Annotated in this window: 24 protein-coding genes and 1 riboswitch; of the genes, 18 read left to right on the top strand and 6 right to left on the bottom strand. The window is 71.1% G+C overall.

Annotated elements, in window-relative coordinates; genetic code table 11:
* Positions 1-27: 27 nt before the first annotated feature.
* A complete protein-coding gene (erpA, locus tag ABTY04_RS22565) occupies positions 28-384 on the top strand; it encodes an iron-sulfur cluster insertion protein ErpA (RefSeq protein ID WP_030010511.1) in 357 nt (118 codons plus the stop codon).
* Between the two features lie 70 nt (positions 385-454).
* On the opposite strand, the gene ABTY04_RS22560 is transcribed toward erpA, so the two are convergent.
* Together ABTY04_RS22560 and ABTY04_RS22555 are read right to left on the bottom strand one after the other, a co-directional pair.
* Positions 455-1,912, bottom strand: a complete 1,458-nt coding sequence (locus tag ABTY04_RS22560) for a hypothetical protein (protein ID WP_352215159.1) — start codon at positions 1,910-1,912, stop codon at positions 455-457.
* A 90-nt stretch (positions 1,913-2,002) separates the two neighbouring features.
* The gene (locus ABTY04_RS22555) at positions 2,003-2,227 is read right to left on the bottom strand and encodes a hypothetical protein (RefSeq protein WP_352215158.1); all 225 of its coding nucleotides are present in this window, start codon (positions 2,225-2,227) and stop codon (positions 2,003-2,005) included.
* 133 nt (positions 2,228-2,360) lie between these two features.
* On the opposite strand from ABTY04_RS22555, the gene ABTY04_RS22550 reads away from it, so the two are divergent.
* Positions 2,361-3,338 (top strand): carbohydrate kinase family protein, encoded by a 978-nt coding sequence (locus tag ABTY04_RS22550; protein WP_352215157.1) that lies wholly within the window; start codon positions 2,361-2,363, stop codon positions 3,336-3,338.
* Positions 3,339-3,384: 46 nt separating this feature from the next.
* Here ABTY04_RS22550 and ABTY04_RS22545 read toward each other — a convergent pair whose 3' ends face one another.
* The gene (locus ABTY04_RS22545; protein WP_352215156.1) at positions 3,385-4,764 is read right to left on the bottom strand and encodes a cysteine desulfurase/sulfurtransferase TusA family protein; all 1,380 of its coding nucleotides are present in this window, start codon (positions 4,762-4,764) and stop codon (positions 3,385-3,387) included.
* Positions 4,765-5,047: 283 nt separating this feature from the next.
* Between ABTY04_RS22545 and ctaC the strand changes: the two genes are divergently transcribed.
* The 4 genes from ctaC to ABTY04_RS22525 all read left to right on the top strand — a co-directional run bounded on the left by ctaC (position 5,048) and on the right by ABTY04_RS22525 (position 9,506).
* Complete coding sequence (ctaC, locus tag ABTY04_RS22540; protein WP_352215155.1) at positions 5,048-6,022, top strand: aa3-type cytochrome oxidase subunit II; 975 nt, start codon at positions 5,048-5,050, stop codon at positions 6,020-6,022.
* The gene (ctaD, locus tag ABTY04_RS22535; protein WP_352215154.1) at positions 6,019-7,749 is read left to right on the top strand and encodes an aa3-type cytochrome oxidase subunit I; all 1,731 of its coding nucleotides are present in this window, start codon (positions 6,019-6,021) and stop codon (positions 7,747-7,749) included. The genes ctaC and ctaD overlap by 4 nt, the downstream gene beginning before the upstream one ends.
* A complete protein-coding gene (locus ABTY04_RS22530; protein WP_136215173.1) occupies positions 7,746-8,144 on the top strand; it encodes a cytochrome c oxidase subunit 4 in 399 nt (132 codons plus the stop codon). Before ctaD ends, ABTY04_RS22530 begins: the two co-directional genes overlap by 4 nt.
* Before the next feature lie 117 nt (positions 8,145-8,261).
* Complete coding sequence (locus ABTY04_RS22525) at positions 8,262-9,506, top strand: L,D-transpeptidase (RefSeq protein WP_352215153.1); 1,245 nt, start codon at positions 8,262-8,264, stop codon at positions 9,504-9,506.
* An 85-nt stretch (positions 9,507-9,591) separates the two neighbouring features.
* Here ABTY04_RS22525 and ABTY04_RS22520 read toward each other — a convergent pair whose 3' ends face one another.
* Positions 9,592-9,993 (bottom strand): DNA-binding transcriptional response regulator, encoded by a 402-nt coding sequence (locus ABTY04_RS22520; protein WP_352215152.1) that lies wholly within the window; start codon positions 9,991-9,993, stop codon positions 9,592-9,594.
* Between the two features lie 199 nt (positions 9,994-10,192).
* Between ABTY04_RS22520 and ctaE the strand changes: the two genes are divergently transcribed.
* The 6 genes from ctaE to ABTY04_RS22490 all read left to right on the top strand — a co-directional run bounded on the left by ctaE (position 10,193) and on the right by ABTY04_RS22490 (position 17,437).
* Complete coding sequence (gene ctaE, locus ABTY04_RS22515; protein WP_352215151.1) at positions 10,193-10,813, top strand: aa3-type cytochrome oxidase subunit III; 621 nt, start codon at positions 10,193-10,195, stop codon at positions 10,811-10,813.
* Between the two features lie 76 nt (positions 10,814-10,889).
* Entirely contained in the window at positions 10,890-11,699 is an 810-nt protein-coding gene (gene qcrC / locus ABTY04_RS22510; RefSeq protein ID WP_352215150.1) for a cytochrome bc1 complex diheme cytochrome c subunit, read from the top strand.
* Complete coding sequence (qcrA, locus tag ABTY04_RS22505; protein ID WP_352215149.1) at positions 11,696-12,754, top strand: cytochrome bc1 complex Rieske iron-sulfur subunit; 1,059 nt, start codon at positions 11,696-11,698, stop codon at positions 12,752-12,754. The genes qcrC and qcrA overlap by 4 nt, the downstream gene beginning before the upstream one ends.
* Positions 12,751-14,376 (top strand): cytochrome bc1 complex cytochrome b subunit, encoded by a 1,626-nt coding sequence (gene qcrB / locus ABTY04_RS22500; protein WP_352215148.1) that lies wholly within the window; start codon positions 12,751-12,753, stop codon positions 14,374-14,376. The genes qcrA and qcrB overlap by 4 nt, the downstream gene beginning before the upstream one ends.
* Before the next feature lie 144 nt (positions 14,377-14,520).
* Positions 14,521-15,612: an anthranilate phosphoribosyltransferase gene (gene trpD, locus ABTY04_RS22495; protein WP_352215147.1), complete on the top strand. Its 1,092-nt coding sequence runs from the start codon at positions 14,521-14,523 to the stop codon at positions 15,610-15,612.
* Between the two features lie 90 nt (positions 15,613-15,702).
* Positions 15,703-15,819: riboswitch (SAM riboswitch) on the top strand.
* Positions 15,820-16,033: 214 nt separating this feature from the next.
* On the top strand, positions 16,034-17,437 hold the full coding sequence (locus ABTY04_RS22490) for an aminotransferase class V-fold PLP-dependent enzyme (protein ID WP_352215146.1): 1,404 nt from the start codon (positions 16,034-16,036) through the stop codon (positions 17,435-17,437).
* Positions 17,438-17,620: 183 nt separating this feature from the next.
* On the opposite strand, the gene ABTY04_RS22485 is transcribed toward ABTY04_RS22490, so the two are convergent.
* Together ABTY04_RS22485 and ABTY04_RS22480 are read right to left on the bottom strand one after the other, a co-directional pair.
* Positions 17,621-17,902: an Lrp/AsnC family transcriptional regulator gene (locus ABTY04_RS22485; RefSeq protein ID WP_352215145.1), complete on the bottom strand. Its 282-nt coding sequence runs from the start codon at positions 17,900-17,902 to the stop codon at positions 17,621-17,623.
* Positions 17,899-18,621 carry a rhomboid family intramembrane serine protease gene (locus tag ABTY04_RS22480; protein WP_352215144.1) on the bottom strand — a complete coding sequence of 241 codons (723 nt, stop codon included), beginning with the start codon at positions 18,619-18,621 and terminating at the stop codon, positions 17,899-17,901. Before ABTY04_RS22480 ends, ABTY04_RS22485 begins: the two co-directional genes overlap by 4 nt.
* A 127-nt stretch (positions 18,622-18,748) precedes the next feature.
* Between ABTY04_RS22480 and ABTY04_RS22475 the strand changes: the two genes are divergently transcribed.
* The 6 genes from ABTY04_RS22475 (at position 18,749) to ABTY04_RS22450 (ending at position 25,628) form a co-directional block, all read left to right on the top strand.
* A complete protein-coding gene (locus ABTY04_RS22475) occupies positions 18,749-18,988 on the top strand; it encodes a hypothetical protein (RefSeq protein WP_249771655.1) in 240 nt (79 codons plus the stop codon).
* Between the two features lie 40 nt (positions 18,989-19,028).
* Positions 19,029-20,393: an NYN domain-containing protein gene (locus tag ABTY04_RS22470; protein WP_352215201.1), complete on the top strand. Its 1,365-nt coding sequence runs from the start codon at positions 19,029-19,031 to the stop codon at positions 20,391-20,393.
* Positions 20,394-20,646: 253 nt separating this feature from the next.
* Complete coding sequence (locus tag ABTY04_RS22465) at positions 20,647-21,672, top strand: C40 family peptidase (protein ID WP_352215200.1); 1,026 nt, start codon at positions 20,647-20,649, stop codon at positions 21,670-21,672.
* Positions 21,673-21,946: 274 nt separating this feature from the next.
* Complete coding sequence (locus tag ABTY04_RS22460; RefSeq protein WP_352215143.1) at positions 21,947-22,990, top strand: C40 family peptidase; 1,044 nt, start codon at positions 21,947-21,949, stop codon at positions 22,988-22,990.
* A gap of 25 nt (positions 22,991-23,015) precedes the next feature.
* On the top strand, positions 23,016-24,137 hold the full coding sequence (locus ABTY04_RS22455) for a hypothetical protein (protein ID WP_352215142.1): 1,122 nt from the start codon (positions 23,016-23,018) through the stop codon (positions 24,135-24,137).
* 348 nt (positions 24,138-24,485) lie between these two features.
* Positions 24,486-25,628, top strand: coding sequence for a glycosyltransferase family 4 protein (locus tag ABTY04_RS22450; RefSeq protein ID WP_352215141.1), 1,143 nt, complete (start codon positions 24,486-24,488; stop codon positions 25,626-25,628).
* The last annotated feature ends 95 nt before the right edge of the window (positions 25,629-25,723 follow it).

The following is a 25,723-nucleotide window of genomic DNA, read 5'->3' as shown; positions in this document are numbered from 1 at the left end:
AGCCGCCCACTTCGGGAGTGAATGCAGATGTCCGTACAGGACGACAAGACCACTGTGAGCGACGGCATCCTCCTGTCCGACGCCGCCGCCGAGAAGGTCAGGACCCTGCTGGAGCAGGAAGGCCGCGATGACCTGGCGCTCCGCGTCGCCGTCCAGCCCGGCGGCTGCTCCGGCCTGCGCTACCAGCTCTTCTTCGACGAGCGCTCCCTCGACGGCGACGTCGTCAAGGACTTCGACGGTGTGAAGGTCGTCACCGACCGGATGAGCTCCCCGTACCTGCACGGCGCCTCGATCGACTTCGTCGACACGATCGAGAAGCAGGGCTTCACGATCGACAACCCCAACGCCACCGGCTCCTGCGCCTGCGGCGACTCGTTCAGCTAAGCCTGGACCGGGCCCGTACGACGGAAGGCCCCCGGCACCTCTCGGTGCCGGGGGCCTTCCGCGTGCCGGGCTACTGCCGGGGGAGCGGCTTGCCCGTGGTCGCGTCGATCACCTTGCGCTCGCCGAGCGGCTGCTGGAGGGTCGTCGACACGGTCATGTCCTGGGCGATCATGATGCAGGCCCGGCCCGGTTCGTTCGGGGTGTCGGTGATCCTCACCGTCACCGACCCGGCCTCCTCCCGCGCCTCCAGCGCGTAGGTGCTGCACACCCCGCCCCAGAAGTTCACGGTCAGCTTCCGGTCGGCTTCCTTGTACGAGAACCCGGGGACGGTCTTCCCGCCCTTGGGGGCCGAAGGCGCGGTGGAGGCGTTCTCGCCGGCCGCCTGGACCACCGTGCGGCCCGGCCCGCCGTTGCTTCCGGCCACCTCGAACAGCCAGGCCGGCACCAGGCCGCGCGTCCCGTCCACGGTTCCCGGGGCCAGCCCGAGCACGGCCCCCTTGACGGTCTCGGTCCGGGGCGGCTTCATCGGGCGCGGCTCCGGGTTGCAGGGCAGCGTGTCCGAGGGGCCGGCCGGGGTGTCCGGCGTCAGCGGGACCGAGGTCGCGCAGCCGCTCGGTCCTGGGTCCGTGCCGCCCGACCCGGCGGAGGACCGGTTCAGCCGGGCCAGCGCCTCGACGGCCCCGACCACCGGCTGGTCGGCGGCGCGGGCCGGCGCCTTCAGCTCGCCGCTGCCCGCCACCACCTGCGAGTCCGCGCCCACGCTGACCTTCGTCGACCAGCCCTGCGTGGGCAGCCCGTCGATCACCGGGTCGGCGTTCACCACGCGTACGGCGCCCTGCGTCTGCCGGGCGTCCAGCCGGGCCCCGCTCTGGCCGACGGCCGCGAGCACCGGGGCGGCGGCGGCCTTGGCGGCCTCCTCGCTCACCGGCGTCCCGCCCTTGCCGCCCGAGCCGTCCGCCTCCTGGGCGTTCGGGGCGCCCTGCGGGAGGGTCGCCGGGCCGCAGGTGTCCTTGCCGCGGCGGCAGTCGTCACCGGCGCCGCCCGTCCCCTGGAAACGGGAGAAGTTCCAGGTCCCGGGGGCCTTGTGGTTCACCGTGAGCCGCGGTCCGGTGCCATCGGCGCCCTCCCCGGCCTGCCAGAGCTCCCCGGTGAGCCGCGGGGTGCCCGGGATGCCGAGGGCCGCCGCGAGCCGGGCCACCTCCTCCGAGGTGACCTCGCCGGTCGCGGCGAAGGCCGGCGCGGTCGCCGGAGCCTCGGGGAGCGCGACGTCGGCCCGATACGTCACCCCGGCGCCGTGCGGATCCGGCTCGCCGGGGGCGATGCCCGGCCCCGAGGGGCCCGGCGCGACGCGGGGCGCCGAGGCCGCGCTGTCACCCGTTCGGCCGCCCGGCGTGCCGTCGCCGTGGGCAGCCGACGCCCAGTACGCCGTACCTCCGCCCGCGAGCAGGACGGCGGCCGCGATCGAGCCGATGGCCCAGGCCGGCCGCCGCCGTGTGCCGCGTGATGTGTCGGGTTGTTCGCTGGTCACCGCTTGCTCCTTCGCCCTCGCCGCTGTGGCTGATGCGGCTGTGACGGAACAGACGGCGAACCGGTTCCGCGTCCGGCGGAGGAGAACGGCTCAGTCGCCGTACTCGGCCGTCGAGGCGATCAGGCGGGCCGAGGCCGGCGGGACGCTGATGCCGTGGATCTCGGAGGGTGCCACCCGGTCCGGCCGGGGGTCCGCCGGGACCGCCCAGTGCGGGGCCATCCTGGCGCAGTCACCCAGCAGCCGGGCGAAGCCGGGCCGCGTGTCGGCGGTGCTCTCGGCGGTGCCCGCGTACCCGAATCCATCGGTGTAGGTCATGGGGGCACCGTAGGCACGGCGCGGCAGGCGAAGAAAGACCTACTACGGGGTAGTTTCGTGCGGTCGGCCAGCCGGGCCGTGACCGGGTAGTTTTGACTGTCCCCTCGCCGTCCTTCGCAGGAGCATCCACGCCGTGCGTATTGCAGTCACCGGCTCCATCGCCACCGACCACCTCATGACCTTCCCCGGCCGCTTCGCCGACCAGCTCGTCGCGGACCAGCTGCACACGGTCTCCCTCTCCTTCCTCGTCGACAACCTCGACGTACGGCGGGGCGGCGTCGGCCCGAACATCTGCTTCGGCATGGGCCAGCTCGGCACCCGCCCGATCCTGGTCGGCGCGGCCGGATACGACTTCGACGAGTACCGCGCATGGCTGGACCGGCACGGCGTCGACACCGCGTCCGTGCGGATCTCCGAGGTGCTGCACACCGCGCGCTTCGTGTGCACCACGGACGTCGACCACAACCAGATCGGCTCCTTCTACACGGGCGCGATGAGCGAGGCCCGCCTGATCGAGCTGAAGGCGGTCGCGGACCGGGTGGGCGGGCTCGACCTCGTCCTCATCGGCGCCGACGACCCCGAGGCGATGCTGCGCCACACGGAGGAGTGCCGGACGCGGGGGATCCCGTTCGCCGCGGACTTCTCGCAGCAGATCGCCCGGATGGACGGCGAGAACATCCGCACCCTGATGGAGGGCGCGACGTACCTCTTCTCGAACGAGTACGAGAAGGGCCTCATCGAGTCGAAGTCCGGCTGGTCGGACGAGGAGATCCTCGCCAAGGTCGGCACCCGGGTCACGACGCTGGGCTCCCAGGGCGTGCGGATCGAGCGGGTCGGCCACGAGCCGATCGTGGTCGGCTGCCCCGAGGAGACGGCGAAGATCGACCCGACGGGCGTCGGTGACGCGTTCCGCGCCGGGTTCCTGACCGGCCTGGGCTGGGGCGTGGGCCTGGAGCGGGCCGCGCAGATCGGCTGCATGCTGGCGACGCTGGTGATCGAGACGCTGGGGACCCAGGAGTACACGCTGGCCCGTGCGCACTTCATGGAGCGCTTCACGAAGGCCTACGGCGAGCCCGCCGCGGCCGAGGTGCGGGCCCACCTGCCCGCGTAGCCGCCGCCGGCCGGCCGCGGGGAGGGAAACCCGCCCCGCGGCCGCGTCAGACCTGACGGCGGACGGTGTACGCGACCCCCGCCGGGCGGGGGGCCTCGCCCAGGTACGCGTGACCGCGCATCGCGCACCACGCGGGGATGTCCAGCCGGGCCACCTCGTCGTCGGACAGGACGGTCACGGTGCCGCCGACCGGGACCGTACCGATGACCCGGGCCAGCTCGATCACCGGCTGCGGGCAGCGCAGGCCCAGGGCGTCGATCTCCAGCGCGTCCGAGACCGGCTCCGCGGCCGGCGCCTCGCTCACGCCGAGCGTGGCGCGGGCCCCGGCCACCACCCCGGGCAGGACCTCCAGGAAGCCGTTGACCTCCTGCGCCGTCGTCCCGGCCGGCAGCGAGACGCGTACGTTCCCCTCCGACAGCACGCCCATCGCCTGGAGCACATGACTCGGGGTCAGCGTGGAGCTGGTGCAGGAGGAGCCGGACGAGACGGAGTAGCCCGCCCGGTCCAGCTCGTGCAGCAGCGTCTCGCCGTCGACGTACAGGCAGGAGAACGTCACCAGGTGCGGCAGCCGCCGGTCCGGGTCCCCGACCACCTCCACGTCCGGCACCAGCCGCGCCACCCGCCGGCGGATGCGGTCCACCAGGATCCGCAGCCGGGCCGCCTCGGTCTCGGCCTCGGCCCGCACCGCGCGCAGCGACGCCGCCGCCGCGACGATCGCCGGGAGGTTGGTGAAGCCGGGGGAGCGGCCCGACTCCCGTTCGTCGGCGGGCCCTTGGGGCGCGAAGCGGACCCCCTTGCGGACCGCCAGCAGCCCGACCCCTGCCGGACCGCCCCACTTGTGCGCGCTCGCGGTGAGCACCGACCAGGCGCCCTCCACCGGGCCCCATCCCAGCGACTGCGCCGCGTCCACCAGAAGCGGCACCCCCGCCGCCGCGCAGGCGTCGGCCACCTCCGCCACCGGCTGGACCGTGCCCACCTCGTGGTTGGCCGACTGGAGGCAGGCCAGCGCCGTCGACGCGTCCAGTGCGCGGGCGTATCCGGCCGGGGACACCGCGCCCGTGCGGTCCACCGGGACCCGGGTCACCGTGCCGCCGGCCGCCTCGTGCGCGCCCGCCGCATGGAGGACAGAACTGTGTTCGACTGCCGATACGATCAGATGGCCGCCGACGCGCCGGCGCCCGGCGAGGGCTCCCGCGACTCCGGTGTGAACCGCGTGTGTCCCCGAAGGAGTGAACACGAGCTCGTCGGGTCGACAGCCGACGGCCTCCGCGGCCGCCTCGCGCGCCGCGTCCAGCAGCAGCCGGGCGCGCCGGCCCTCCCGGTACAGTCGGGCGGGGTCCGCCCAGCCCTCGTCCAGGGCGGCCTGCAACGCCTGCCGGGCCACGGGGTGCAGGGGGGCGGCGGACGCGGTGTCGAAGTAGGGCATCCGGCCACGCTAGCCGGAGGCCGGGGACGTTCGAGGTCAGGGGCCGTCAGATGCCCTCCGGAGGCCGCCATTCAGGGGGTGTTGGGCCGTCCCCCGTACGGCGGATCCATCCCTTCGGGGGCAGTAGCGGCGCGTTGGGCACCCTCCCCGCGCGACCCCAAATAGCGTCCAGTAGGGTTTGGTCCGCATAAACATCCAAACCCCTGCCTGCGTCAGGGCCGGCGACCGACCCGAATACGGCCGCGGCCGGCCGCGCGGGCCGAGACTCTCGGGAAGGCGCTACGTGAGTCCCTACGGCTCCGACCGCTCGCCGCGGCGCCCGATGCGGCGGAAGCTGCTGCAGGCGCTGACTGCGGGCGTGGTCCTGGCGACCGCCACTGGTTGCTCGTACAACTGGCAAGACTTCCCCCGCCTCGGAATGCCCTATCCGGTCACGGAGGAGGCGCCTCGCATCCTGTCCCTGTGGCAGGGGTCGTGGGCAGCCGCTCTGGTCACGGGCATCCTGGTCTGGGGCCTGATCATCTGGAGCGTCATCTTCCACCGGCGCAGCCGGACCAAGGTGGAGGTTCCCCCGCAGACCCGGTACAACATGCCCATCGAGGCGCTGTACACCGTGGTCCCGCTCATCATCGTCTCGGTGCTCTTCTACTTCACCGCGCGTGACGAGTCGAAGCTGCTCACCCTCACCCCCAAGCCGGCGCACACGATCAACGTGATCGGCTTCCAGTGGAGCTGGGGCTTCAACTACGTCGAGAACGTCGACGGCGATGCGGCGACCCCGAAGGCGGGCGCGGTTCCGAAGGAACTCGCGAACATCCCGGACCGCTTCACCAAGGAGTTCCCCGCGGGCGCCGAAGGCGTCTACGAGAAGGGCGTTCCCGGCGACCGGAACCCGGAGACCGGCAACCCCGGCCCGACGCTCTGGCTGCCCAAGGGCGAGAAGGTCCGCTTCATCCTGTCGTCGAACGACGTCATCCACTCCTTCTGGGTGGTCCCCTTCCTGTTCAAGCAGGACGTGATCCCGGGCCACACCAACGTCTTCGAGGTCACCCCCTCCCAGGAGGGCGTCTTCGTGGGCAAGTGCGCCGAGCTCTGCGGCGTCGACCACTCCCGGATGCTCTTCAACGTCAAGGTCGTCTCGCCCGAGGCATACCGGGCGCACCTCAAGGAACTGGCCGAGAAGGGGCAGACCGGCTTCCTCCCGGCCGGCATCAAGCAGACTGACCCGGCCCGGAATGCGGAGACGAACAAACTGTGAGCATCCTCAACGAATCTCAGGGTGCCGCCGCCGACTCGTATGAAAACGAGCTGCCGGTGCGGCGCAAGCAGCCGGGCAATGTCGTCGTGAAGTGGATGACCACTACCGACCACAAGACCATCGGCACGATGTACCTGGTCACGTCGTTCGTGTTCTTCCTCATCGGCGGCCTGCTGGCGCTCTTCATGCGCGCCGAGCTGGCTCGTCCGGGCACGCAGATCATGTCGAACGAGCAGTTCAACCAGGCGTTCACCATGCATGGCACGATCATGCTGCTGATGTTCGCCACCCCGCTCTTCGCGGGCTTCGCGAACTGGATCATGCCGCTGCAGATCGGCGCGCCCGACGTGGCGTTCCCGCGGCTGAACATGTTCGCGTACTGGCTGTACCTCTTCGGCTCGACCATCGCGGTGGCCGGCTTCGTCACGCCGAACGGCGCCGCCGACTTCGGCTGGTTCGCCTACTCCCCGCTGTCGGACGCGGTCCGTTCGCCGGGCATCGGCGCCGACATGTGGATCATGGGTCTGGCCTTCTCCGGCTTCGGCACGATCCTCGGCTCGGTCAACTTCATCACCACGATCATCTGCATGCGCGCTCCGGGCATGACGATGTTCCGCATGCCGATCTTCACCTGGAACGTGCTGCTGACCGGTGTCCTGGTCCTGCTCGCCTTCCCGGTGCTGGCCGCCGCGCTCTTCGCGCTGGAGGCCGACCGCAAGTTCGGTGCGCACGTGTTCGATGCATCAAACGGCGGCGCGCTCTTGTGGCAACACCTCTTCTGGTTCTTCGGACACCCAGAGGTGTACATCATCGCGCTACCGTTCTTCGGCATCGTCTCCGAGATCATCCCGGTCTTCTCCCGCAAGCCGATGTTCGGTTACATCGGCCTGATCGCCGCGACGATCGCGATCGCCGGCCTCTCGGTGACGGTGTGGGCCCACCACATGTACGTCACCGGCGGTGTGCTGCTGCCGTTCTTCTCCTTCATGACCTTCCTGATCGCGGTCCCGACCGGTGTGAAGTTCTTCAACTGGATCGGCACCATGTGGAAGGGCTCGCTGTCCTTCGAGACCCCGATGCTCTGGACGATCGGCTTCCTGGTCACCTTCACCTTCGGTGGTCTGACCGGCGTCATCCTGGCCTCGCCCCCGATGGACTTCCACGTCTCCGACTCGTACTTCGTCGTCGCGCACTTCCACTACGTCGTCTTCGGCACCGTGGTGTTCGCGATGTTCGCCGGCTTCCACTTCTGGTGGCCGAAGTTCACGGGCAAGATGCTGGACGAGCGCCTCGGCAAGATCACCTTCTGGACGCTGTTCATCGGCTTCCACGGCACGTTCCTGGTGCAGCACTGGCTCGGTGCCGAGGGCATGCCGCGTCGTTACGCGGACTACCTCGCGGCCGACGGCTTCACCGCGCTGAACACGATCTCGACGATCAGCTCGTTCCTGCTGGGCATGTCGATGCTGCCGTTCATGTACAACGTCTGGAAGACGGCGAAGTACGGCAAGAAGATCGAGGTCGACGACCCGTGGGGCTACGGCCGTTCGCTGGAGTGGGCGACGTCCTGCCCGCCGCCGCGGCACAACTTCCTCACCCTGCCGCGGATCCGTTCCGAATCCCCGGCGTTCGACCTGCACCACCCTGAGATCGCGGCCCTCGACCACCTTGAGGACCACAGCGTCGCCGCCAAGGCCGTCACCGGTGGCAAGGAGGCCGGCAAGTGAAGATCCAGGGCAAGCTGTTCCTCTGGCTCTCCTTCTTCATCCTGATCATGGCCGTCGTGTACGGCGTGTGGTCGAAGGAGCCCGTAGGCACCACCGCGCTCTTCCTGGCCTTCGGCCTGAGCGTCATGATCGGCTACTACCTGGCCTTCACGGCCAAGCGCGTGGACGAGATGGCCCAGGACAACCTGGAGGCCGACGTCGCCGACGAGGCGGGCGAGCTGGGGTTCTTCTCCCCGCACAGCTGGCAGCCGCTCTCGCTGGGCATCGGCGGTGCGCTCGCGTTCATGGGCGTCATCTTCGGCTGGTGGCTCATGTACTTCTCGGCCCCGATCATCGTGATCGGCCTGTGGGGCTGGGTGTACGAGTACTACCGCGGTGAGAACCAGAACCAGTAGGACCGCAACAACACGCGCATGACCAGGGGCCCGGACACCTCCAACGGAGGAGTCCGGGCCCCTCGTTTGCAGTCACCCCGCGCGCCGTAATGGTCATACCTTCATAGCGTTGCTTCCATGAAGCACTCACCGCGTCTTTGGACGGTACTCAGCTGCTCCGCGCTGGTCGCGTCCCTCGGGGCCGGCGCCACCGCTTGCGGACCCGGGGACAACCCGCTGTCAGGCCGCCCGTATGACGCGGGCGACCAGGTCGTCTTCAACCAGCCCGGGAACGGCCGGCCCGTCGACCCGGAGAAACCCCTGGAGATCACCGCCAAGGGGATCGGGGCCCGGATCACCGACGTGACGGCGGTGGACACCCACGGCCGCCGCCTCGCGGGCGAGCTGAGTGCCAAGGGCGACCGCTGGCACAGCACCGTCCCGATGGCCGCCGGCGCCCACTACACGGTCACGGTGAACACCGAGGACGAGCGCGGCGCTCCGGGGCAGCGCAGGCTGGCGTTCGAGACCACTCCGGCCAACAAGGTCCTCAAGGTCGAATTCGGGCCGGACAAGGGCAAGTACGGCGTCGGACAGCCCATCACGGCCGAACTCAGCGAGCCCGTCAAGGACAAGGCCGCCCGCGCGCTCGTGGAACGGGGCCTGGTCGTGGACACGCCGTCCGGCGTCGAGGGCGCCTGGCACTGGGTGGACGACAAGAACCTGCACTTCCGCCCCAAGGAGTACTGGCCCGCCCACTCCACCGTCTCCGTACGGAGCAATCTGGAGGGCATCAAGATCTCCGACGAGCTCCACGGGGCCGGCAGCAAGCCGCTGACGCTGGAGATCGGGGACCGGGTCGAGGTCATCACCGACGCCGCCTCCCACTACCTCACGTTCGAGCGCAACGGAGAAGTGATCAACACCATTCCGGTGACCACCGGAAAACCGGGCTACTCCACCCGCAACGGGGTCAAGGTGGTGCTCGGCAAGCAGTACTTCGTCCAGATGCGCGGCGACACCGTCGGCATCGGCGGCGATGAGTACTACAACCTGCCCGTCTACTACGCCGCCCGTGTCACCTGGAGCGGTGAATACGTCCACGCCGCGCCGTGGTCCGTCGACTCGCAGGGCGTGGAGAACATCAGCCACGGCTGCACCGGCATGAGCACGGGCAACGCCGCCTGGTTCTACGACAACATCTCCGAGGGCGACATCGTCAAGGTGATCAACAGCCTCGGCCACGAGATGGAGCCCTTCGGCAACGGCTTCGGCGACTGGAACCTGAACTGGAAGGAGTGGCGCGCCGGCAGCGCCCTCCTCAAGGGCACCCAGGAAGGCCACAGCCCGGTCGACCAGGCCCGCCTGCGCCCGCAGGTCTGATCCGGGGGTTCGCCGCCGGCGCGCGCGGAACCGTACGGTCCGCCGCGCGCCGGCCCCGGCACGGTCCGGCAGGCGAACCGGGACGCTAGGCGTCCAGCGACAGCCGGGAGCGCAGGAGGCCCGCCAGCGCGTCCGGGAACTCCACCGGGTCGACCGGAAGGGTCACCGCCGCGTCCGCGCGGCTCCAGGTGGCCAGCCAGGCGTCCTGCGGGCGCCCCATCAGCAGCAGTACCGGCGGGCATTGGAAGATCTCGTCCTTGATCTGCCGGCACACGCCCATGCCGCCGGCCGGAACCGCCTCGCCGTCCAGTACGCACACGTCGATCCCGCCCGCGTCCAGTTCGCTCAGGACGGCCGGGAGCGTGGCGCATTCCAGGAACTCGACCGGCGGCAGGTCCGCGGCAGGCCTGCGGCCGGCGGCCAGCCGCACCTGCTCCCGGGTGTTCGCGTCGTCGCTGTAGACCAGAACCCGTGCAGTCGACCGCATTTCGTTCCTCCACGGTGCCGTGAATCACGTTGATGTTGCGCGGGATGCTACTCCGTCCGACCCGGTGTCAACATCGGTTCGAACAGCCTCGCCGATGAACCCGCGGGCGTCGGTCTGATGGGCCGTTCGGGCCTTGCACACGCCTCTGACACTCCGAACGGCACCCCCCGGGGTGAGGGCGGGATAAGCGACCGACATAATGTCGGTCGTGGCGACAGCAACGACAGTAGATACCGGGCACGCGCACCCGACGGTCAACCGGCCGAACCTCGTCAGCGTCGGAACCATCATCTGGTTGAGTTCCGAGCTGATGTTCTTCGCGGCCCTCTTCGCGATGTACTTCACCCTGCGATCCGTGACAGGTGCCGAGTACTGGGCAGAGCAGGCTTCGGCCTTGAATCTGCCCTTCTCGGCGACGAACACGACGATCCTGGTGCTTTCCTCCCTCACCTGCCAGCTCGGCGTATTCGCCGCAGAGCGCGGTGACGTGAAGAAGCTCCGGACGTGGTTCGTGATCACGTTCGTCATGGGTGCGATCTTCATTGGCGGCCAGGTGTTCGAGTACACCGAGCTGGTCAAGCACGAGGGCATGTCTCTCAAGTCAGGCCCGTACGGCTCGGTGTTCTACCTGACCACCGGCTTCCACGGTCTGCACGTGACGGGCGGTCTCATCGCCTTCCTGCTGGTCCTCGGCCGGACGTACGCGGCCAAGAGGTTCACCCACGAACAGGCCACGTCGGCCATCGTCGTGTCCTACTACTGGCACTTCGTCGATGTCGTCTGGATCGGCCTCTTCGCGACGATCTACCTGATCAAGTAGCGAACACGTCACCGGGTCCGACCCGGCACTCCATCCAGAAACACCGACGCAGAAGATCCTGACACCGGGGTAATCCGTGAAAAAGCTCTCCGCACGACGACGCCATCCGCTGGCCGCGGTCGTCGTTCTACTCCTCGCGCTGGCGGCCACTGGGGGGCTGTACGCCGCCTTTGCCCCTGCGGGCAAGGCGCAGGCCGATGAAACCGCCCAGTCCCTCGCCATCGAGGAGGGCAAGAAGCTCTACGCCGTGGGCTGCGCAAGCTGCCACGGTACCGGCGGTCAGGGTTCCACTGACGGCCCCAGCCTGGTCGGCGTCGGCTCCGCGGCCGTCGACTTCCAGGTGAGCACGGGCCGTATGCCCGCTCAGCAGCCCGGCGCCCAGGTGCCGAAGAAGCCGGTCGTCTACTCCCAGGCGCAGATCGACCAGCTGGCCGCGTACATCGGCTCCCTCGGTGCCGGCCCGATCGCGCCGACCGAGAAGCAGTACGACCCGGCGGGCGCCGACATCGCCAGGGGTGGTGAGCTCTTCCGCAACAACTGCGCGCAGTGCCACAACTTCACCGGCGAAGGCGGCGCGCTGACGAACGGCAAGTACGCCCCCAACCTTGAGGGCGTCGAGCCGAAGCACATCTACGAGGCCATGCTCACCGGCCCGCAGAACATGCCCTCCTTCCCGGACAGCACCATGCCGACGAAGGAGAAGAAGGACATCATCGCGTACATCCAGCACGTGAACGGCGAGAAGTCGGTCAGCCCTGGCGGCCTGAAGCTCGGTGGCCTCGGCCCCGTCTCCGAAGGTCTGTTCGGCTGGATCTTCGGCCTGGGTGCGCTGATCGCTGTCGCCGTCTGGGTCGCGGCCCACACCGCTAAGGCCAAGAAGTCATGAGTAGCCAAGACATTCCCGAAGAGAAGCACCTGCCGAGCGAGCAGGGCGACGCGCACCACGGTGGCGTAACCGTCGCGGACAACCCGTTCGCAGACCCGGGCCTGCCGGTCCACAAGCCCCGTATCCAGGACATCGACGAGCAGGCCGCGAAGCGCTCCGAGCGCACCGTGGCGATGCTGTTCACGCTGTCGATGCTGGCCACGATCGGCTTCATCGTCTCGTACGTGGCCATCCCGGTCGACAAGATCGTCTACATCTTCCCGATCGGGAAGGTGAGCGCGCTCAACTTCGCCCTGGGTCTGACCCTGGGCACGGCGCTCTTCTGCATCGGCGCGGGCGCGGTCCACTGGGCCCGCACCCTGATGTCCGACGTCGAGGTCGCCGACGAGCGCCACGCGATCGCGGCGCCGGAAGAGGTCAAGGCCAAGGTCAAGCAGGACTTCGCCGACGGTGCGAACGAGTCCGGCATCGCCCGCCGCCCGCTGATCCGCAACACCATGCTCGGCGCGCTGGCCATGCTGCCGCTGTCCGCCGTCATGATCCTGCGCGACCTGGGCCCGCTGCCCGAGGAGAAGCTGCGCAAGACCCTGTGGGCCAAGGGCAAGCTGCTCATCAACCAGAACACGATGGAGCCGCTGCGTCCCGAGGACGTCCAGGTCGGTTCGCTGACCTTCGCCATGCCCGAGGGCCTGGAGGAGGAGCAGCACGACTTCCAGACGCAGATCGCCAAGGCCGCCCTGATGATCGTCCGGATCAAGCCGGAGGACATCAAGGACAAGCAGGAACTCGAGTGGTCCCACGAGGGCATCGTGGCCTACTCGAAGATCTGCACCCACGTCGGCTGCCCGATCAGCCTGTACGAGCAGCAGACGCACCACGTGCTCTGCCCGTGCCACCAGTCCACCTTCGACCTCTCCGACGGCGCCCGTGTCATCTTCGGCCCGGCCGGTCACGCACTTCCGCAGCTGCGGATCGGCGTGAATGGTGAAGGCTTCCTCGAAGCGCTCGGCGACTTCGAAGAGCCCGTCGGTCCTGCATTCTGGGAGCGCGGATGAGCACTGCCACCGATTCGAAGCGCAAAGCGCCCGCCGGCGAGCGCGTAGCCGACTGGGCCGACGGCCGCCTGGGCATCTACAGCCTGGCCAAGGCCAACATGCGCAAGATCTTCCCGGACCACTGGTCCTTCATGCTGGGTGAGATCTGCCTCTACAGCTTCATCATCATCATCCTCACGGGTGTGTACCTGACGCTGTTCTTCCACCCGAGCATGAACGAGGTCGTGTACCACGGCTCGTACGTGCCGATGCAGGGCGTCCAGATGTCCGAGGCCTTCGCCTCGACGCTGGACATCAGCTTCGACGTCCGCGGCGGTCTGCTCATCCGGCAGATCCACCACTGGGCGGCCCTGATCTTCGTCGCGGGCATGGTCGTGCACATGATGCGCGTCTTCTTCACCGGCGCGTTCCGCAAGCCGCGCGAGGTCAACTGGATCTTCGGCTTCCTGCTGCTGGTCCTCGGCATGTTCACCGGCTTCACCGGTTACTCCCTGCCGGACGACCTGCTCTCGGGCACCGGTGTCCGGTTCATGGAGGGCGCGATCCTGTCCATGCCGGTCATCGGCACGTACCTGTCGTTCTTCCTCTTCGGCGGCGAGTTCCCCGGCGGCGACTTCGTCTCGCGGTTCTACTCGATCCACATCCTGCTGCTGCCCGGCATCATGATGGGCCTGCTGGTGGCCCACCTGATCCTGGTCTTCTACCACAAGCACACCCAGTTCGCGGGTCCCGGCAAGACGAACAACAACGTCGTCGGCATGCCGCTGCTGCCGGTCTACATGGCCAAGGCCGGAGGCTTCTTCTTCCTGGTCTTCGGTGTCATCGCGGCCATCGCGGCGATCGCCTCGATCAACCCGATCTGGGCGATCGGCCCGTACCGCCCGGACCACGTGTCCACCGGTGCGCAGCCCGACTGGTACATGGGTATGCCGGAAGGCCTGATCCGTGCCATGCCCGGCTGGGAGATCAACCTGTGGGGCCACACCCTCGTCCTGGGTGTGTTCATCCCCCTGATGCTCTTCCCGCTGGTGCTGGGTTCGATCGCCGTCTGGCCGTTCATCGAGTCCTGGGTCACCGGGGACAAGCGCGAGCACCACATCCTGGACCGCCCGCGCAACGTCCCGACCCGTACGGCCTTCGGTGTCGCCTGGATCGCGGAGTACATCGTGCTCCTGATCGGCGGTGGAAACGACATGTTCGCGCAGTACTTCCACCTCTCGATCAACAACATCACGTGGTTCGTCCGGATCGGCTTCTTCGTCGTCCCGGTCCTCGCGTTCATCGTCGCCAAGCGCATCTGCCTCGGCCTGCAGCGCCGGGACCACGACAAGGTGCTGCACGGTCGCGAGACCGGCATCATCAAGCGTCTGCCGCACGGTGAATTCGTCGAGGTCCACGAGCCGCTCTCGCAGGGCCAGCTGCACAAGCTCACCGCGCACGAGCAGTACAAGCCGATCGAGATCGGCCCGACGGTCGACGAGAACGGTGTCGAGCGCAAGGTCGGCAGCATGGAGAAGCTCCGCGCGAAGCTCAGCAAGGGCTTCTACGCCGAGAACAACCAGATTCCGAAGCCCACGGTGGAGGAGTACAAGGAGATCCAGAGCGGCCACGGCCACCACTGATCCCGCTTGAGGGGCTGATTTCGGTCAGTCCTGGTGTCGCCACGGCGAGAGCCCCGTCCAGGGTCTGGACGGGGCTCTTTGCCGTCCGCCCCGGCTGGATAGGGTGGAGTCCTCAGTGCTTGCCGACGGATCCAGGAGCAGACCATGAGCGGTCAGAGTCCGGCTGACGCCGGTGGGGTGCCGGCCCTCCCCCAGACTCCGTCCGGGGTTACCCCCACTTGGCCGGGCGTTCTCGACACCCTGCTGACCGGCCAGGACCTGCGCGCCGACGAGACCGGCTGGGCCATGGACCGGATCATGCGCGGGGAGGCCACCGACGCCCAGATCGCCGGCTTCCTGGTGGCGCTGCGGGCCAAGGGGGAGACGGTGGCGGAGATCAACGGCATCGTCCGCGCCATGTACGGCCACGCCAACCTCATCGAGGTCCCGGGGCGGACGGTGGACATCGTCGGCACCGGCGGCGACGGGGCCAAAACGGTGAACATCTCGACGATGTCGTCGATCGTGGTGGCCGGTACGGGCGCCAAGGTGGTCAAGCACGGCAACCGGGCCGCGTCCTCCGCCAGCGGCTCCTCGGACGTGCTGGAGAAGCTCGGCGTCAACCTGGACCTCACCCCGGCACGGGTGGTCGAGGTCGCGGAGCAGGCCGGCATCACCTTCTGCTTCGCCGTGAAGTTCCACCCGGCGCTGCGGCACGTGGCGGCGGCCCGCAGGGAGCTGGGCATCCGCACGGCCTTCAACTTCATCGGCCCGCTGACCAACCCGGCCCGGGTCCGGTCCCAGGCGACCGGTGTCGCCGACCCGCGGGTGGCCCCCATCGTGGCGGGCGTGCTGGCGGAACGCGGCTCCTCGGCGCTGGTGTTCCGCGGCGACGACGGCCTGGACGAGCTGACGACCACCGCCACCTCCCGGGTGTGGTGGGTCCGCGACGGCCGGGTGGACGAGCAGCCGTTCGACCCGCGTGACGTGGGCATCCCGCTGGTCGACGTCTCGGAGCTGCGCGGCGCGGACGCCTCGTACAACGCGGACGTCGCCCGCCGCCTGCTGGCCGGCGAGACCGGCCCGGTCCGCGACGCGGTCCTGCTGAACTCGGCGGCGGCCCTGGTGGCCCTGGACCCGGGCACCGGGTCCCTGGAGGACCAGATCCGCGCGGCCATCGCCCGGGCGGCCGAGGCCATCGACTCGGGCGCTGCCCGGGCGGCCCTGGAGCGCTGGGTGGCGGCCAGCAACGCGTAACGAGCGAGAACGGCGTGAAAGAGGTGGCCCCGGTCCAGTATGCGGACCGGGGTCTTGCGCGTGCGGGATCTTGTGGCAGGATGCTGGCCAGGTCACGAGTGACAGCGTTTTGGCCCCGGCTTGCTGTCCGGCAACCCTCCTTCCGTGGCGGGGTGCCCCGGGTGATGACCGGGCCGTAGGCACACATGCCCACGGCAAGCGCGGATCCCTCGACACCAGGGGTCCTGGTCTCTCGAGGAGCTTTCCGTGAGCAAGCGAATGCGATAGGGCGACTCCGCCCCTTCTTCACCCTCCGTGCGGCCTCCATGGGCTGCGCGTCGAGGCAACTCCCGTACCGCCGGCACAGGTGCATCCGCGCACCCGTGCACCCGCGTGCGGGCCGTCCGAAGCCATTCAGCCTGTCCTGCCGGGAGAATCCGCCATGTCCACGTACCCGAACGCCGTCGCCCCCGCCGCCGTGACCGCCCCCGCCGGCCCCGCCTGTGCCGAGCCGCTGCCGGTCCTCGGCCGGGACGTCACCGTTCCGCTCGTCACCGGCGGCGAGGTCACCTACGCGGCCCTCGACTACGCGGCCAGCGCCCCGGCGCTCCAGCGGGTCTGGGACGACGTCGCCGCATACGCCCCGTACTACGGCAGCGTGCACCGCGGCGCCGGGTACCTCTCGCAACTGTCCACCGACCTGTTCGAGCAGAGCCGGGCCACCGTCGCCGGGTTCCTCGGCTGCCGCCCCGCCGACCAGGTCGTCTTCACCCGGTCCACCACCGACTCGCTGAACCTGCTCGCCGCCGTGCTCCCGGCCGGCTGCCAGGTCTTCGTCTTCGAGACGGAGCACCACGCCTCGCTGCTGCCGTGGGGCGACGCGCAGGTCACGTACCTCAACGCCCCGCGGACCCCGGCCCAGGCCGTCGAGACCCTGGAGCGGGCACTGGCCGGCCGCACTGTAACGATCGGAGGGGGCCACGGCCCGGCCCTGGTCTGCGTCACCGGCGCGTCCAACGTCACCGGTGAGCTGTGGCCGGTGAAGGAGCTCGCCGCCGCCGCGCACGCCCACGGCGCGCGGATCGTGCTGGACGCCGCCCAGCTGGCCCCGCACCACCCCGTCTCCGTGCAGGAGCTGGACGTGGACTGGGTGGCGTTCTCCGGGCACAAGCTGTACGCGCCGTTCGGCTCGGGCGTGCTGGCCGGCCGCGCGGACTGGCTCCAGGAGGCGGAGCCGTACCTGGCCGGCGGCGGCGCCTCGCGGAAGGTCGCCCGCCGCGAGGACGGCGGCGTCGACGTCGAGTGGCACACCACGGCAGCCCGCCACGAGGCCGGCTCCCCGAACGTCATCGGCGTGTACTCGATCGCCTCCGCCTGCCGAGCGCTGGACGAGGCCGGCTTCGAGAACCTCGTCGCCCGCGAGCGGCACCTCATCGCGAAGGTCCGCGAGGGCCTGGCGCAGGTCCCGCAGGTCCGCGTCCTGTCCCTGTTCGGGGACGACGCCCCGAGGGTCGGCGTCATCTCGTTCGTGGTGGACGGCTGGAACAGTTCGCACTTCGCGTCCGCGCTGTCGGCCGAGTACGGGATCGGCGTGCGCGACGGCCTGTTCTGCGCCCACCCGCTGGTCCGCACCCTGCTCGGCAGCGAGCCGCAGGCCCAGGGCGAATGCGGGGCCCCGGAGGCGGCGCCGGGGGAGCGCTCGCTGAACGCGATCCGCGTCAGCTTCGGGGCCGGTACCCCCGACGAGCACGTCGACCGCTTCGTCCGGGCGGTGAAGGAACTCGTCACGGACGGAGCGAAGTGGCAGTACCGCACGGAGGAGGGCCGCTGCGTTCCGGCGGTCTAGCCCCGGGGGCTCCGCCCCCGGACCCCCGCGCCTCAAACGCCGGCGAGGCTGGAATTCAGGCTCGCCGGCGTTTGAGGCGCGGGCGCGGTGGCGCCGTGTTTGCAGCCGCGCCCGGCGCTTGAGGGCGGGAACGGTGGAAGGGCGGGTAGGGGGCAGCCCCGCGCAGCGGCGTACCCGGCAGGGCTACGCGTCGAGGCCGATGGCGAAGGCGGCTTCCAGGTCGTGCTGGGAGTAGGTGCGGAACGCGACGTGCGTGTCCGTCGCCTCCACGCCCGGGATCTTGCTGATGCGGCCCGGGATGATGTCCGCCAGGTTCTCGTGGCGGGGCACGCGCACCAGGGCGATCAGGTCGTAGGTCCCCGTCACGGAGTAGACCTCGCTGACGTTGTCCAGCGCGGCGATGGACTCGGCGATCTCGGGGATGCGGTCCACGCTGGTCTTGATGAGCACGATCGCGGTGATCACGGTTGGCTGTCTCCCTCGGTGGCCGTCGCTGGTCGCCTCACTCTAGTCCCACGCCGATAGCGCACCCACGCGTAGCCGAAGCCCAGAGAGAAGCCCACCACGTGGGCCAGGTAGGCCACCCCCGGGCCGCTGCCCGCGCGGTGCGCCGCCAGCCACTGGAGCGCGAACCAGAACAGCAGCACGATCCACGCCGGGAAGCGCAGCGGCAGGAAGAACAGGAACGGGAACAGGCTCGTCACCCGCGCCCGGGGGAACAGGCACAGGAAGGCCCCCAGGACCGCCGAGATCGCACCGGACGCGCCGACCAGGGTCTGGTCCGAGGAGGCGTTGGCCGCCGCGTACACCGCCAGGGCGAGGTAACCGGTACAGACGTAGAACGTCAGGAACTCCGGCCGGCCCATGCGCTCCTGCACCATCACGCCGAAGACGTGGAGGAAGAGCATGTTGCCGAGCAGGTGCAGCCAGCTCCCGTGCACGAACAGGGCGGTGAGCGGGGTCAGCAGCGCCCGCGCGGAGCCGGAGAAGAGCTCGTCCGGGACCACGCCCCAGCGCCGGAAGTAAGCGGTCCCCGCCTCCAGCAGCCGCTCGCCCGTCCCGTAGGCGGGATCCAGCCCCGAGGCCGGGCCCAACAGGAACACCACGCAGCAGCCGGCGATCAGCGCATGGACGACCACCGGGCCCCGGGCGGCCTCCCGGACGGCCCGCCACCTTACGATCATGCGATCGAGCATGACCCAAGAGGGCCCACCCGGGGTACCGGCAGGCCGTAGGGTTACGTTCTGTGGCCCGCCGATTGACGCAGACGGCGGCTTTAATTGAAACAGCTACGAAGGAGAGAGCGGCCTGATGACGGTTCCCCTGCCGACCGACACCACCCGGTGGCGCTGCACGCTGTGCGGCAACCTCACGCGTTTCGACGTCACTCGTTCGTCGAAGGTCGTGGAGTACGTCCACCTGGATCTTGCCGGGGAGCCCAAGGTCGAGGAGCGCGAGGTGGTCAGTGAGACCATCGAGTCGGTCCGCTGCCGCTGGTGCAACGCGGTGGACCAGATCGAGCTCGTGGACAGGCCGGGCGCGGACTCCTGACGGAGCCGGGCCCACAGGTAGATCACGGTAGGGGTGACGGATTGTGGAGCCAGCAAGCGGCGCTGAGCCGGCCGGTGCGGCCGGCGACGCCGCCGAGGTGCTCGACCGCCCGCTGCCGGAAGGCGTGCGGCGCCGGGTCGTCGCGCTCGTCTCGGAGGCCTTCGGCGCACTGACGATCGCGGACCTCCCGGCGCAGCTGCGCCAGTACGCCCGGTTCACCCCGACCCGGCGCGCCAAGTTCGCGGGCAACGCCATGGCCGCGGCCGTGGAGACGGACGCCGTCTTCCGGGGCCGCGTCGCCGAGAAGCTGCGCGAGGCGCAGGCCGACCTGGCCGGTGCGCTGGAGGCCGGCGCCCCGCCCGCCGCCGCGGACCCGCTGGACGTGGCGGCCGCCGCGTACGTGCTGCGGCCGGTCGGCTGGGTGAAGCTGGTGGCCGCCGCCGGCGAGGAGGCGCAGCGCGCCGACGCCGAGCGGGTCGGCGAGGAGACCCGGCGTGAACTGGACCGGCTCCGCGAGGAACTGGCGCACGCACGGGACCTGCAGCGCCTCGGCGGCGAGCAGGTGCGGGCCGAGCTGGAGTCGGCGCGCAAGGAAGCGGAATCGCTTCAGCGCAAGCTGCGCAGCGCCCAGAGCGATGTGAAGCGCGGCGAGGCGGCCCTGCGCAAGGTCGCGGCCGAGATCGACGGGATCCGGGGCGAGGCGGCCGCGCAGGTGGCCGCCGCCGAGAGCGAGACGCGGCGGCTCAAGTCCCGTCTCGCGGAGGTCGAGGCGGCGCTGGAGACCTCCCGCCGGGCCACCCGCGAGGGCCGCAGCATCGAGGACATGCGGCTGCGGCTGTTGCTGGACACCGTGCTGGACGCGGCCCAGGGGCTGCGTCGCGAGCTGGCGCTGCCGCCGTTGTCGACGCGGCCGGCGGACACCGTGGACGCGGTGGAGCCGGGCCGGATGACCCCGAAGGACATCGCGGCGCGGGCTCTGTCGGAGACCGATCCGGCGCTGCTGGACCAGTTGTTGGCGCTGCCTCAGGCCCATCTGGTGGTCGACGGCTACAACGTGACCAAGACCGGCTATCCGACGATGCCGCTGGAGAAGCAGCGGCTCCGGCTGCTCGGCGGCCTGTCGATGCTCGCCGCGCAGACCGGCGCGGAGATGACCTGTGTCTTCGACGGTGCGGAACTGGCGGCACCGGTGCTGCTCGCGCCGCCGCGCGGGGTGCGGGTGCTGTTCTCCAAGCCCGGTGTGACGGCGGACGAGCTGATCCGGCAGCTGGTGCGTGCGGAACCGCCCGGCCGGCCGGTGGTCGTGGTCTCCGCGGACCGCGAGGTGGCCGACGGGGTGGCGAAGGCCGGTGCCCGGCCGGTGGCGTCCGCCTTGTTGCTGAAGCGGCTTTCGCGTGTTTCGTAACCCCTAAGCGGAATGCCCGATTTCGCATGGCCGGCAGGGAACGCACCGTCAAGTGCCCTGCACGGAGCGTGGGCTGCAGGTAAAGAACCCGGTCGGCAACCGATTTTTTTGCCGCGAGGATTTGAACTGATCACAGCGAGGTCACTAGGGTCGGCTCAAACCTTCGTGCGGTAGATCACTCATTCGGAGTGGCGGCGGAGGTGTCGCCGAGTTGCGTTCCTTCGGCGGCTCCAGGAAGAAGGAGCTCGCCTTCGTGGCGTCCCACCGTCGACCCAAGCAGCCGACCCGCGCTCGTGTGACCGTGCTCACCGCCACGGCCGCCGCGGCCGTGGCCCTCTCCGCGCACGGCGCCTCCGCCGCCCCGGCCCAGCCGAACAAGGACGAGGTCAAGGCCAAGGTCGACGCGCTCTACGAAGAGGCGGAGCAGGCCACCGAGAAGTTCAACGGGGCCAAGGAGCGCCAGGAGAAGCTCGAGAAGGAGATAGGCCAGCTCCAGGACCAGGTCGCCCGCGGCCAGGACGAGCTCAACCAGCTGCGCACCACGCTGGGTTCGATGGCCAGCGCCCAGTACCGCACCGGCGGCATGGACCAGTCCGTCGCCCTCTTCCTCTCCGGCGACCCCGAGACCTACCTCGACAAGGCCTCCACCCTGGAGCAGTTGAGCGACAAGCAGGTCGAGGCCGTACAGAAGATCCAGGCCAAGCAGCGCGCGCTCGCGCAGCAGCGCCAGGAGGCCTCCGGCAAGCTTGCGGACCTCGACGCCACCCGCAAGGAGCTCGGCGAGAAGAAGAAGGACTCGCAGGACAAGCTCGCCGAGGCCCAGGCCCTCCTCAACACCCTGACCGCGCAGGAACGCGCGGCGATCAAGGACGAGGACACCCGCGCCAGCCGCGGCGCCACCGACCGCGCCGACCTCGGCAGCGTCAAGGCCTCGGGCCGCGCCGGCGCCGCCCTGGAGGCCGCCAAGACCAAGCTGGGCATGGCGTACGTCTCCGGTGCCACCGGCCCGAGCGCGTTCGACTGCTCGGGGCTGACCCAGTGGGCCTACAAGCAGGCCGGCGTCAGCATCTCGCGTACCACCTTCACCCAGGTCAACGACGGCACGCGCATCGGCCAGAGCCAGCTCCAGCCGGGCGACCTGGTGTTCTTCTACTCGGACCTGCACCACGTCGGCCTGTATGCGGGCAACGGCATGGTCCTGCACGCATCGAACCCGCGCGGCGGCGTCAAGTACGAGGCCATGGGCAACATGCCGTTCCAGTTCGGCGTCCGCGTCTGACGCTCCGCCGGACACCCCGGGAGACTCCCCCCCCGGGGAGCCGCCCTGGGGGACCCGCCGTACACCGCCCATCCGGGCGAATTTCCGCGGCCCCGCTGTGACCGCACGCCCCGCCGATGACCTGCGTCTGAGGCGGGGCGTTGCCGTGTGTGCCCTCCGGCGGCCGTTGGCCGGTGTGTGGCCGCGCGGTTACTGTCTGCCAGCGCGGAGCCCGGCACACGGCCGTCCACGGAGGGCGGACCCGGTCCCGCGCAGCGGAAGGGAGCGGTTCCCCGTGGCGTCCCATCGCCGGCCCGGGCTCGGCAGCCTCGACCGGAACACCAAGGTCACCGTGCTCACCGCCGCCGTGGCCGCCGCCGCGGCAGCCATGGCGGGCACGTCCGCGAGCGCGGCCCCGGCCCTGCCGCAGGAGCCCCCGGCCGGCGCCCGCATCCAGGTCGACCGGCTCTTCGAAGAGGCCGAACAGGCCACCGAGCGCTACAACCGGGCGGGCGAGCGGGCCGACAGGCTCCGCACCGAGGTCGACCGGGCCCAGGACGCACTGGCCCGCGGCCAGGACCGCATCAACACCATGCGCGGCGTCCTCGGCACCTTCGCCGGAGCCCAGTACCGCTCCGGCGGCATCGACCCCGCCGTCGAGCTGATGCTCTCCGGCGACCCGGACGAATACCTCGACAAGGCCTCCCGGCTGGACCGGCTGACCGACCGGCAGACCCGGCAGCTCGACGAACTGCGCAAGGAGCAGCGCCGGCTGGGCCAGCAGCGGCACGAGGCCTCGCAGAAGCTCGCCGAACTCGACGCCGTACGGGCCGACGTGGCCCGCCAGAAGCGCGTCGTCACGGCCAAGCTCGCCGAGGCCCGCCGGCTCCTGAACGCCATGCCCGCGCAGGAGCGGGCCGACTTCGAACGTGCCTCGCGCTCCGGCGGCCGCCTTGACGGGCTGCCCGACCCGAACGGGCCCGTCCCCTCCTCGGGCCGCGCCGCGACCGCCGTGACGGCCGCCCGCGCCGCGGTCGGCCGCCCGTACATCTGGGGCTCCGCCGGGCCCTCCGGCTTCGACTGCTCCGGGCTGATGGTGTGGTCGTACCGGCAGGCGGGCGTCTCCCTCCCGCGCACCTCGCAGGCGCAGCGGTACGCGGGCCGCCGGGTCCCGCTCTCGCAGGCGCAGCCGGGCGACCTGGTCACGTACCGCTCGGACGCCAGCCACGTCGGCATGTACGTCGGCAACGGCCAGGTGGTGCACGCCCCCTACCCCGGCGCGCGGGTGCGCTACGACCCCGTCGGGATGATGCCGGTGTCCTCCGTGACCCGCCCCTGACGGAGCCCGTGCGTACGATCGTCGGATGTCCCCGGTCCGTCGGCTCCTCGTACGCGCACTGCCGCTCCTGCTGAGCACGCTCCTCGCCGGGTGCGGGGCGCCCGCCGGGCCCGACACCGCCGGGCGGGACGTCCGGGAGGCCGTCGCCGCCTGGTCGCGCACCCCGCCCGCGCAGCTCGCCGGGATCCCGCTGGAGGGCTGGGCGTACGAGGTCTCCGCGGTCCGCCGCGACGGCGCGCAGGCCACCGCCCGCGCGGAACTGCACTACCGCCTCGCCGGCTACGACGCGGCCCCGGCCGGGTCGGCGCGCGAGGTGCGGCTGAGCCTGGACGGCGGCCGCTGGCGGGTCACCGGGGACCGGGCCGCGCCGGGCGCGCCGCCCCAGCTGTGGGACCAGGGCCCGGTGGAGGTGGTCCGGGGCGACCACGCGCTGGTCCTGGGCAGCGGCCAGAGCGCCGGGACGCTGTCCGGGATCGCCGCGGAGGCCGACCGGGCGGTGCCCGCGGCGAGCGCCGCCTGGCCGGGGCCGTGGGCGGGCCGGGTGGTGGTGCTGGTGCCCGGCTCCCTGGAGCGGATGGCGGAGCTGCTGGGCCGGCCGGCCGCCGAGTACCGGGGCATGGGGGCCGTCACTACCGGCCGGGTGGGAGCCGCGGCGGCCCCCGCGGACCGGGTCGTGGTCAACCCGGAGGGGTGGGCGGAGCTGAGCCGGGCGGGCCGCGGCGTCGTCCTGACCCACGAGGTCACCCACGTGGCCACCCGCGCCGCGACCTCCGCCCGGACGCCGCTGTGGCTCTCGGAGGGCTTCGCGGACTGGGCGGCGTACCGCGGCGGCGCCACCGCGGTGGAGCAGGCCGCGCCGGCGCTGGGCCGGGCCGTGCGCCGCGGCGAGCTCCCGGGCGCACTGCCCGCCGACGGGGCGTTCGCCTTCGGCGGCGATCCGGAGGCACTGGCCCGCGCATACGAGGGCGCGTGGCTGGCCTGCCGGCTCATCGCGGACAGGTGGGGGGAAGCGGCACTGGTCCGGCTGTACGGGCTGGCGGGCGGCAAGCCGCTGCCGGTGGCGCTGCAGGAGGCGACCGGAACCGATCCGGCCGGCCTGACGGCGGCCTGGCAGGCGAGCCTGCGCAAGGACCTGGCCACCCCCTAGCGCGACCGCCCCGCGCCGACCGCCCCTGGCGCCGACCGCCCTCTGGCGGGGCCGCCCCTGGCGCTGGCCGCCCTCTGGTGTCGGCTGTCCTCTCCTGTGGGCCGCCCTCTGGTGGGGCCGCCCCTGGACCGACTGCCCCGCGTCGACTGCCCTGGCGCTGACCGCCCCGCGCCGACCGTCCTGGCGTCGGCTGCCCCGCGCCGGCTGCAGCCCGCGTCGGACGTTCTCTGGCGTGGGTCGCCGGGGACCGGGCGTGCTCTGGTACCGGCCGTATCCCGGTCTCGGGCCGCCCGCGGCCGGGGCGGGACCGCGCGGGGCCGTCGCGGCCGTCCGGTACTTTGGCTGGCGATGCACAAGACGCTGATCGTGACCAATGACTTCCCGCCGCGCCCGGGCGGCATCCAGGCCTTCCTGCACAACATGGCGCTGCGGCTGGATCCCGACCGGATCGTCGTCTACGCCTCCACCTGGAAGCACGGCGAGGAGGGCCGCGAAGCCACCGCGGCCTTCGACGCCGAGCAGCCGTTCCAGGTGGTGCGCGACCGTACGACGATGCTGCTGCCGACCCCGCGGGTGACCCGGCGGGCGGTCGGGCTGCTGCGCGAACACGGCTGCGAGTCGGTGTGGTTCGGGGCGGCGGCCCCGCTCGGGCTGATGGGCCCGGCGCTGCGCCAGGCCGGCGCGAAGCGGATCGTGGCGACCACCCACGGGCACGAGGCGGGCTGGGCCCAGCTGCCGGCCGCGCGGCAGCTGCTGCGCCGGATCGGCGAGGGCACGGACACGCTGACGTACCTGGGCGAGTACACGCGCTCGCGGATCGGCTCTGCGCTGACGGACCGGGCGGCGGCGCGGATGGTGCAGCTCCCCCCGGGGGTGGACGAGAAGACCTTCCACCCCGGGTCGGGCGGCGACGAGGTCCGGGCCCGGCTGGGGCTGTCGGACCGGCCGGTGGTGGTCTGCGTCTCGCGGCTGGTCCCCCGCAAGGGACAGGACACGCTGATCGAGGCGATGCCGCGGATCCTGGCCGCGGTGCCGGACGCCGTGCTGCTGGTCGTCGGCGGGGGCCCGTACGAGGCGGACCTGCGGGCGCTGGCCGCGTCCGCCGGCGTCGCGGAATCGGTGGTGTTCACGGGAGCGGTCCCGTGGGCCGAGCTGCCCGCCCACTACGGCGCCGGGGACGTCTTCGCGATGCCGTGCCGGACCCGGCGCGGCGGGCTGGACGTGGAGGGCCTCGGCATCGTCTACCTGGAGGCCTCGGCGACGGGCCTGCCGGTGGTCGCGGGCGACTCGGGCGGGGCGCCGGACGCGGTCCTGGAGGGCGAGACGGGCTGGGTGGTCCGCGGTGGCGCCCCCGAGGATGCGGCGGACCGTGTGATCGCACTGCTCCAGGACCCGGAACTGCGCCGCCGCATGGGCGAGCGGGGCCGCGCCTGGGTCGAGGAGAAGTGGCGCTGGGACCTGCTGGCCGACCGCCTGCGCGAGCTGCTCTGAACGGTCCGCGGAGCAGAGCCGCGGAGCAGCCCCGCGGCGCGGCCCCGGCACGGCTGCGCGGCGTGAACCCGACCGCCCTGATGCACACCACCCAC

It is taken from the genome of Streptomyces sp. NPDC097981 (assembly GCF_040302565.1).
Classification (GTDB): domain Bacteria; phylum Actinomycetota; class Actinomycetes; order Streptomycetales; family Streptomycetaceae; genus Streptomyces.
The sequence above is the reverse complement of the archived record's forward strand: the minus strand, read 5'-3'. Positions and strand labels throughout refer to the sequence as shown.